8 protein-coding genes are annotated in these 9,265 nt (G+C 51.1%); 1 reads left to right on the forward strand and 7 read right to left on the reverse strand.

Annotation, left to right across the window (positions count from 1 at the left end):
* Position 1: 1 nt before the first annotated feature.
* From ACTRC3_RS04110 to ACTRC3_RS04140, 7 genes are all read right to left on the reverse strand, one after another.
* The gene (locus ACTRC3_RS04110; protein ID WP_440321778.1) at positions 2–1,087 is read right to left on the reverse strand and encodes a DUF7601 domain-containing protein; all 1,086 of its coding nucleotides are present in this window, start codon (positions 1,085–1,087) and stop codon (positions 2–4) included.
* Positions 1,088–1,125: 38 nt separating this feature from the next.
* A complete protein-coding gene (lepB, locus tag ACTRC3_RS04115) occupies positions 1,126–1,623 on the reverse strand; it encodes a signal peptidase I (RefSeq protein ID WP_178039497.1) in 498 nt (165 codons plus the stop codon).
* Complete coding sequence (locus ACTRC3_RS04120; protein WP_440321779.1) at positions 1,610–3,634, reverse strand: DUF7604 domain-containing protein; 2,025 nt, start codon at positions 3,632–3,634, stop codon at positions 1,610–1,612. Before ACTRC3_RS04120 ends, lepB begins: the two co-directional genes overlap by 14 nt.
* Positions 3,635–3,951: 317 nt before the next feature.
* On the reverse strand, positions 3,952–4,755 hold the full coding sequence (locus ACTRC3_RS04125; protein WP_349164018.1) for a sirohydrochlorin cobaltochelatase: 804 nt from the start codon (positions 4,753–4,755) through the stop codon (positions 3,952–3,954).
* 33 nt (positions 4,756–4,788) lie between these two features.
* Positions 4,789–5,436, reverse strand: a complete 648-nt coding sequence (locus tag ACTRC3_RS04130) for a DUF3786 domain-containing protein (RefSeq protein WP_440321781.1) — start codon at positions 5,434–5,436, stop codon at positions 4,789–4,791.
* A gap of 37 nt (positions 5,437–5,473) precedes the next feature.
* Entirely contained in the window at positions 5,474–7,405 is a 1,932-nt protein-coding gene (gene acsV, locus ACTRC3_RS04135; protein WP_440321783.1) for a corrinoid activation/regeneration protein AcsV, read from the reverse strand.
* 144 nt (positions 7,406–7,549) lie between these two features.
* Entirely contained in the window at positions 7,550–8,608 is a 1,059-nt protein-coding gene (locus ACTRC3_RS04140) for a PTS transporter subunit IIC (RefSeq protein ID WP_440321785.1), read from the reverse strand.
* A gap of 282 nt (positions 8,609–8,890) precedes the next feature.
* Here ACTRC3_RS04140 and ACTRC3_RS04145 point away from each other — a divergent pair.
* A partial coding sequence (locus tag ACTRC3_RS04145; RefSeq protein WP_440321787.1) for a hypothetical protein occupies positions 8,891–9,265 on the forward strand: 375 nt, incomplete at its 3' end.

Consider the following 9,265-nt stretch of genomic DNA (forward strand, 5'->3'; position numbering starts at 1 on the left):
CTTATTCCCCGAACAGCTTTTTCTTACGTCCAAAGAAGAAGATCATCGCTGCCGCGAAGGCCAGCATCAGAGCATAGGGAGCTACGGTGCTGACTACGCCGCCGGGAATTTTGGCGTCGCGGTGGTTCTCCACGTAGAGCAGCTTCCCGTCTTCCGTTACCTGATTCTCCTTCGATACCTCTTTTCCGTCCGCATCCACATATTTCGTGGTGTAACCGTCTGCGGTATAATCCTGTTCATTTACCGTATAGGTATCACCGGCAGTCAGGCCATAGATATGGATGGAACCGGTATCCTTGATGGTATACTCCGCTTCCACGTTGTTCTCCAGATGTGTCTCCGTTACCCTTCCGCCCTCTTTATCTGTGATGACAACCTTATACCATTCACCGTCTGCGCCTTTCACTTTTACATGGAACCTGAAGTCTTTATTTGTCTCGCCCATATTTCCGGTAACTTTTTTGACGATGGTGATATCGTGCGTTGTGTCATGCTCTTTGCCGTAATCATTGGTGAAAATCAGGTCAGATTTCGTGTCCTTGGTATTCCCCTCTTTATCCGTCACCGGCTTTGTGCAGAGGATATTTTTTACATACAGGCTGCCGGTATCATCCTTTAAGACAAATACATAAACATCATAAACCGTTCCGTCATAAACGATACCCTCGTAATTACCGGCTGTTTCCCTCGCCTGATAATGATAGACGCCCGGTCTCGTAAATTTTGTAATATCCCATTTGATATTATCGCTGCCTTCATAGGATGCTGCAGGCGCTGTCCCGGACGGCGCAAATGTAATGGTTCCCTTTTCCATAGTCAGACCACCCTCTACGCCGGATAAAACCACATTATCCGCAAAGGTTGCCTGCGTCGTATCTTTGCTGTGATCCACCGGCGTCAGCGTAAAGGAAAAGCTCGTATCCGGAGCGTACGTATGCACATCTGTGGTCACAATCTTTTTATATTTCATCTCTTGCAAAGGCGTTACCTCCGTCGCTGCCAGCGCATTTCCGCCAAATGTAGTCAGAAGCACTGCTCCTGTCATCATTCCTGCTGCCAGTCTGCCTGCGATTCTCTGAAATTTCATCTCGTTCCCTCTCTCTTTCCTGCCTCGTTTTATAGTTCTTATAGTTCCGATCTGCGGACTGCTGTAATAACAGTCCCCTTTATCTCAGAGTGTTTCACCGGCCCGAAATACCGGCTGTCTAAAGCCCCCTCCCGGTAATCGCAGAGCACAAAGACCTCGTCCTCTTTCAGTGTCACCGGATAGTCCACCTTTCCATCATATACCGGCGTCCGGTAATAAATGTCAGTTTCCAGAACCTGATAGCCATTGATGTAAAGTCCATCCTCTCCGGCCACCTCCACTGTGTCCCCGCCACGGGCCACAATACGGCCCACATACTGCCTGCCCTCCTTGCAAAATACAATCACTGAGCGATCGTTCAGCTTTTTTCCCAGCCGATAGTACAGCACCAGATCGCCTGCCTCCAGCTTCGGGCTCATAGAATTGTCTTTCATGGCCGTGACGCCGAAAACCACTCCGAACAGCAGCCAGAAGACTACCATCATCACACCCAGCCGGATCAGAAAATATTTTACTTCAGCCTTATCGCGTTCCATCGTATCGCCGTCTCCTGTATGCCAGATATGCCAGAGCCGCCATAGTCGCCGTGCCAAGCAGCGCTGCCCATACGCCGCTTCCCAACTGTCCGCTGAAGCCGAGGCCTGTGGGTACCGGGATATCCACGCCGTCCAGCTTCACTACGGGCATCGGGAACTCCTCTTCCCCCGGAACCGTATCATTCCAGGTGTAAATCAATTTTGCACTGTCTTCCACATTGGAATAAAAGCCCCAGCCGTCCGCATGGGTTCCTGTATCGGGCTCCGCTCTATCCGGGTAAGTCTCGTCTGCCTCAAAATACTTCTTGTAGGCCAGCTCCGACGGCGCGATGTGAACCGTGATTTCATAGGTCCAGCCATCGCCCAGCTCGTATTCGTCCGGGAATTTCAGCTGAAGCTCACGGGTCGCCGGGTTATAAACGACTGTCGTTCCGTCCGGTATGCTCTCTTCGCCGCCTTCTGCATTCACCGCTGAGAGTGTGTATACAAGCTCTGACGCATTGGTCAGGGGCTTTCCGTCTTTATTCAGCAGATCTACATTTTCACTGAGGGTATCGGTAACAGTCACATTCTTACAGGAAAGCCTTGTAATCTCACCAGCCATTTCCGAAAATGCTTTTTTCAGCTCTTCCAGACTGCCGCAGAGGTATGGCGCGTTATTCTCTGTGACTTTACAACCGGAATTCTTTTTCTCGATCCGCACGCTCAATTCTTTTAGTGTAGCCGGATTGATTGCCTGCTCGTCTTTTCCGATACCAATGGCGTAGAAATAGTTGATGCCGGTCATTTTGTCTGCCTGGGTATAGGCGGCGCCGGAACAGCTGCCCCAGTTATACTTATTTCCCCACCAATCTTCATCTGCATCTTCATCTCCGGCTCCCACAGTATCTCCGTCACTATTATAATAAAACGTTGGTTTTCCATCCGACAGAAACAGTACTGCCTTTTCCGCGTCTGAACGGGCTTTTACCAGTTGTTCCGCCCCCGTACGGAGTCCTGCCTGATAGTTCGTTCCACCTGAGGGTTTATAATCCAGCTTACCGCCTCCGACACTGTACTGATCCTGTGGATTTGTCAGATTCCCACTTATTTTAAAATTCTTCGCCTCGTTCCATTCTACAGCTATGCTTGCGTCATTCCAGGTTCCATCATCTTCACTTCCACTGTATGTCACAATACTGTAACGAACATCCAGTCCATCATTCTGTTCCAGTGTATCGATCAGCTGCTGAATGGCCAGCTTGGCATTGTACCAGCGGCTGTTCTTATAGTTTGTTTCCTTAGATCCTCCCATAGAGTAAGTCATTGACCCCGACCTGTCCACAATCAGAAGGACGTCCAGTTTCCGGGCATTACTGTCGGTATCCGCTTTTCCCGTAAATTCCAGCGTCAGATCGTAAGTTCCATCCGGGTTCCGCTCGGCATATTTCCGATGGGCCAGGGACGGAGCTTCCGGTTTCACCGTCGCCAGATCCAATACCACTGGCTCAGCCGGAAGGATCTCCTCCGGAACACACTCTTCCTCTGGAAGGGCTTCCCCGGTCTGTTTCTCTGTCTCTGTTTCATTTTCCGCCGGTTTTTCTGCATTCGCCGCGTCCGCTCCCGGATCTGCTGCGGAATCTGTGGGCTGCTGCTCCGGATCGGTCACCTTCGGCTCTTCCTCCGTTCCGACTTCTCCATTTTCTGTGATTCCTGTATTTTCATCCGGACTGGCATTTCCATCGTCTTCCTGGGGGTTCTTCGCGTCCTTTCCCTGTTCTGCCCCGGTCTCTTCTCTCTCATCGTGACCCGTCTGTCCCGGTTCCACCTGCTCCGTATCTTCCTGCTGTTCTTCCTCCTGCCTGTCCTGTTTTTCGGCTTTCTCTGTCTCTTTCGCCTCCCCGCCCTCCACGGAAACGCTCTTTGCACCTTCCGTCTCTGCCAACACCGGGAAGCTGCTTCCTCCGGCCACTGAAAAAAGCAGCAGAAGCACAAGCAGGAACGCCCAAATTCTTTTTGCTTTTCTCCTCAATTCTCTCATTCTCCTTTTTTCACTACAAGCTGTCTATTGCCCTCTCTCCCCCTCCTTTCTGTTACTACTTTCCATTCTATGTGATTTTTCCCATATTATTACAAATCACTTTTGAAATCGTTCGTCAGATTCTCCGATTTTGCGACAAAGAAAGAATGCGATAATATTTCTTATGTAATAGGGGATTCCATAGGAATTTCCTATTGCATAAAAATACCGTATCAACAGAACTTGCTGTTGATACGGTATCTCCGTTTTACCCTATTTATTTTATATCGGGCGGTGTTGCTGCCCGTCTACCCGCGAAACGCAAATGATTACGCCTGCTCTTCCAGACTCTTTCTCGCCGCCTCTGTATGCGCCACATAGATTTTTCGCACACTGGGATACTCGCCAAGTCCCTTCAGCACGCAGGATACCTGATACCCTTCCGCCTCAAACTGACTCTTCCAGGAATCCTCGTCTTCGCCGGACATGTCGTTGTTTGCATGATCTCCGGCAACCACCATAAAAGGTGCCAGAATGACCTTTTTCAGCGCCAGCGCACGAAGCTGCTTTTTCAGGGATTCCATGGACGGATAAGCCTCCACAGTTCCGAGAAAGGTTCGGGTATATCCCAAATCCTTAAAGGTATAATCCAAGGCCGCGTAAACGGTATTGGCGTAATGGGTAGTTCCATGTCCCATAAATACCAGCGCCTCATCCTCTGCAAGCGCCGGAAATTCTGACATCACCGCCTGCAGTACCGCCACATTGTCTTCCGTAGTGGTCAGCAGCGGATCGCCGAACGCGATTTTTTCAAAGGCTTCCTTTCGTGCCAGCACATCCTCCTTCATCAGATCATTTTCAATGCCATTAATGATATGGGTGGGCTGCACAATCAGTTCCTGTACGCCATCGGAAATCATCTGTTCCACAGCCTCCGCCACCGTAGGAATCACAATACCATCCCGCTTTTTCAGCTTCGTGATGATCATCTTGCTGGTCCATGCCCGATACAGGGTATACTCCGGGTAGGCTGCCGCCAGATCTGCCTCAATGCGATCGATGGTCTTTTCCCGGGTCTCATGAAAGCTGGTACCGAAGCTCACGGCCAGGATTGCTTTTTTCTTATTTTCCATTTATTTCTAATATCCTTTATTCCAGTTATCCGCCTATTTCCCGGCCAGAATCTTCAGCGTGTTGATGGAGATATCTCCCACCACCGCCAGATCCTCCGCCTGGTAAGCGTAGGGGAAATTATCCTCGAAAAGGATCTGGGACGCAGGTGGGAATTCGTCGTCGCCGGTCCAGAGAATAAAGCGCACATGCAGACCGTTGATATACTCGAACTCGTAAGAAGCGTCGCCCAGGGTCAGTCTCTTCGCACCAAGCTTCTCCATAGCTTCGCAAAACTTATCCAGCTTGAAGCCAAAGGCGAACTTAAGACGGGTCAGGCATCTTCCCTCGAATTGCCGGAAGTATACTTCCCCCCAGGGCACTTCCCGGTAGGTTAGATATTTGCCACTACTTTTGACCACCTGACCGGAAATCAGGAACCGGAGCACACTAATCTTCGCTGCCACAGTATCCAGCAAAAGGAACGCGCCTTCTTCCTCCTCATGTTCCTTATGCACCGCGAATTCCGGATAGTCCACCAGATAATGATAGCCCATCAGGCGTACATGAAACTGCTGCTTCTCCTCATCGTATTCCACGCCACAGCGCTCAGCTGCCTCCTTTGGGTCGATTTTCTGATACTCACTCAGATAGTGCTCGAAGGGGATTCTCTCTTTATTGTCCTTTTCGTAAGGAAATTCCATAGTTGTTAAGTCTCTCTTTCTCGTAATAATTCCGTCTTTATAACTGTCCCATCACGGTCGGGAACAGGGAGCTGTCCGTATGGGGCAGGAAGCAGCAGGCCACAAATTCGTCCATATATCCGGGCTCTGTGGAAAGCTCCAGATAAGTCATATTTCTGGCAAGCTCGTAAACCTTACGCTCTGCCTTCGTAGACAGCAGCATCGCGTAAGCGCCGCACAGGGAAGAGTTGCCTATGTAGTGATAGTACTCAATCGGAATATCCGGGAACATACCGATATTCACTGCGTTCTGCATGTTGATACCGCTTCCGATGCCGCCTGCTACATAGACCTCCTCGATCATGCTGATGTCAAAGTCCAGACTCTTCAGCATGGTACGGATCGCTGAAAAAATCGCACCCTTGGCACGGATGAAGTTATCGATATCCACTTCCGTGATCTCCACGTCCTTGCTGCCCGCAGCCTCCTCCTCGAAGGCCAGGACATAGCTGCCCATGCCGTAATGATCATGCTTCACGCGCTTGCCTTCCCGGACAAATTTGCCCTTGGGGCTGATGATGCCGCAGCGGAACAGCTCCGCAATCACGTCGATGATACCGGAACCGCAAAGGCCGATGGGCTTCTGTCCCGGATCGCCGATAATATCAAAAGTAGGCTCCATGGTCTCCTTATCGATCTTACATGCCTCAATCGCGCCGTCCGTCGCACGCATACCACAGCTGATATCGCCGCCCTCAAAGGCCGGTCCTGCGGAACATGCACAGCTCATCATGAAGTCAGAGTTACCGAATACCAGCTCACCGTTGGTTCCCAGGTCGATGAACAGGGAGAAATGGGGCTGGTTCCAGAGCATGCTGACCAAAGCGCCGGCAGTAATATCGCCGCCCACATAGCTGCCAATATTCGGCGCGATGATCACATGGGCGTCCGGATGCACGTTCAGGCGGATGTCCGACGCGTAGATGGAATTGGTCTTATAAAAGGCCGGAATATAGGGCTCCATACGCAGCGGATCTGCGTTGATACCCACCAACAGATGGTTCATGGTGGAGTTGCCGCCCACGGACAGCCGGTAAATCTGGCGGGAGCTTAAGCCTGCCGCCCGGCTCATCTGCTGAATCATCGGATTCAGGGTCTCGTCAATGATCGCGTCCTGCAGCTTCTTGTGTCCGCCCGGCTTCTGGGACTCGATGATACGGTTAATAACGTCTGCACCGTACCGGATCTGTCCGTTACCGGAGGACGCCTTGGCCAGAATCCTGCCGGTCAGCATATCAACCATAACTGCGGATACAGTAGTCGTACCGATATCGATAGCCAGTCCAGCCGCTACGACATTGGCCGATTTTTCGAACACATCATATACGAACACGTGCTCCTTATTCTGGGCAATGACACACTGCACCTCGAAATCACTGGCCCGCAGCACATCCGGAAGCTCCATCAAGGTCGAGAACGGAAGCTCAATTTTCTCGATGCCGGTCACTGCCTGCAGGGCTCTTGTGAGCCGCTCATTGTCAGGCATGGTATCATCCAGGGTCGGTACGTCCATCTTCAGATCAATGATACGGATGTTATTACCCAGAGTCAAATCGGCCTCTGCCAGATGCTCCATGCAGTCGTCAAAAATCTTGATCTCCTGGGGAGAGCTTAAGTCTGCCACCTTCATGCGGCTGCGATACGCAGACGCGATATCCGGCACCATGACCTGCACATCGCCGGCTACCGTACTGCAACAGGCCAGACGCCAACCCTCCGCCCACTCTTCCTCATTGATATGGCGGGTCTTCTTGGAATCCAGCTCGCCTCCCAGCAGCTTCACGCGACACTTTCCGCAGGAGCCATTGCCAGAGCAGGGCGCGTCGATGACCACGTTGGACTTCCGCGCCGTCTCCAGCAGATTCTCTCCTGCCATAGTTGAAACCGTCACTTTCTCGCCGTTTTCAAACTGGAATACTACATTTGCCATTTATATCTTCCTCCTGACTTCTTCCCTCTCTTGAACAAAAAAATCCCTTTGATAAGAGTATAACATACTCCTCCCGCTTAGTCCAATGTAACTTGACGGATTTTCCCGGATTCTGTCAGAAGACTGATTTTTCCTATACGGCTCCTAGTTGAGTTTCAGATCGCCATCCTTGATCCAGCCCATCTTTCGCTCGATTTCACAGAAAATGGTGCTTAAAACAGCCGGAAGCACGAAACAGATGAGAATCAGACCCACCCAGTCAAAGCCGGTGATGGCAGCCCGGGTGCCTGCCTCGATCTCGCTCATCCAGCCGGTATACACGCCAATCTGACCTACCAGGCCGCAGGTTCCCATACCACTGGATACGGGTGTGCCGTTCATGGTCATATGGAAGACGCAGGTGGCAATGGGGCCGGTGATGGCGCTGGCCAGGGTCGGCGCAATCCAGATGCGGGGATTCTTCACGATATTGCCCATCTGCAGCATGCTGGTGCCGATGCCCTGGCTCACCAGGCCGCCCACGCCATTTTCCTTATAGCTCATGACCGCGAAGCCCACCATCTGGGCGCAGCAGCCCGCTACCGCAGCGCCGCCTGCAAGTCCTGTAAGACCCAGAGCTGCGCAAATAGCCGCACTGGAAATCGGCAGGGTCAGAGCCATACCGACTAATACGGATACGATGATACCCATCAGCAGCGGCTGAAGCTCGGTCGCCCACATGATCAGCTGACCTACACTTGAAGCCGCCGCGCCGATGCCCGGCGCAATCAGCTCTGCCAGACCGACGCCCACGAAAATGGTGACGCCCGGCGTTACCAGAATATCGATTTTTGTTTCTTTGCTGACCAGCTTTCCGCATTCCGCCGCGATGACAGTGATAACAAGCACCGCCAGCGGGCCGCCCGCGCCGCCCAGTACATTCGCCGCGTTGCCGACTGCCACTAAACTAAAGAGCACCAGTGGCGGACACTGCAGTGCCCAGCCGATGCTGACTGCCATGGCGGGTCCGGCTACCGCGCTGGCGTAACCGCCCAGCTCAGTCAGATACTCGATCCCCAGCTGCTTGCCAAGAGTGCTTACGATAGTGCCGATCAGCAGGCTGGCGAACAATCCCTGCGCCATGGCTCCCAGTGCGTCTACCAGATAGCGTTTTACGCTGATTTCCACATTTTTCTTTTTCAGAAAAGCCTTCACTTTTTCCATTTTCTTACTCCTCTTTTCCTGTTAGTAACCATTCTGCTTAATAAAGCCTTTACATCATACCATACAGGTGACAAGACAGCAAGTACCGACATCAAATTTGTTTATTTTTGTTTTCTGTCTGGTTTTCATGGATCCTGTGGAAATTCGATGATTTATCTGAAATCTTTAAAATTTCTTCAGAATTTATAACGTAATTCTAAATATTTCATCATAGTTTTGTAATATCTTTTTGTTAAAATACTATATATGAAAGAGAACACACATCGTAAATGAGGTGAGCCTATGAAAAAATTTTCCCTTTGTATTCTGGCCGGACTGCTGGCGCTGGTTCTTTTCCTGAACCCCATTTCCGTAAAAGCTGAAAATCCGGCAGAGGAAAACGCTCCGACTGTCTCCTTGACTTATACTTCTCTGGAAGAATCGGAAAAATGGATTCTCGATGAGGTTCTTTCAGATTATGTATCTGAGCATGTGGTAGATATGGAAGAAGCTTCCGTTCCCTGTACCATCGGCGAACTGATTGACCGGGGCACCTCCTCCTATCTTTTCTATCAGGATGAGCAGGCAGGCGGAACCGTTTATACGGCAGCCGGTTATGCTCTGACCCAAGATGGAAGCTACGTATACTTTGAGCTGACGAGCGCTTCCCCGCTGGAT

It is taken from the genome of Laedolimicola sp. (genome assembly GCF_051972735.1).
Lineage (GTDB): Bacteria > Bacillota > Clostridia > Lachnospirales > Lachnospiraceae > Laedolimicola > Laedolimicola intestinihominis.

Excerpts from the sequence above, each read along its gene's own strand:
- acsV (WP_440321783.1), bottom strand. The coding sequence starts at position 7,405 with ATGGCAAATGTAGTATTCCAGTTTGAAAACGGCGAGAAAGTGACGGTT.
- lepB (WP_178039497.1), bottom strand. The coding sequence starts at position 1,623 with ATGGAACGCGATAAGGCTGAAGTAAAATATTTTCTGATCCGGCTGGGT.
- ACTRC3_RS04140 (WP_440321785.1), bottom strand. The coding sequence starts at position 8,608 with ATGGAAAAAGTGAAGGCTTTTCTGAAAAAGAAAAATGTGGAAATCAGC.
- ACTRC3_RS04130 (WP_440321781.1), bottom strand. The coding sequence starts at position 5,436 with ATGGAATTTCCTTACGAAAAGGACAATAAAGAGAGAATCCCCTTCGAG.
- ACTRC3_RS04110 (WP_440321778.1), bottom strand. The coding sequence starts at position 1,087 with ATGAAATTTCAGAGAATCGCAGGCAGACTGGCAGCAGGAATGATGACA.
- ACTRC3_RS04125 (WP_349164018.1), bottom strand. The coding sequence starts at position 4,755 with ATGGAAAATAAGAAAAAAGCAATCCTGGCCGTGAGCTTCGGTACCAGC.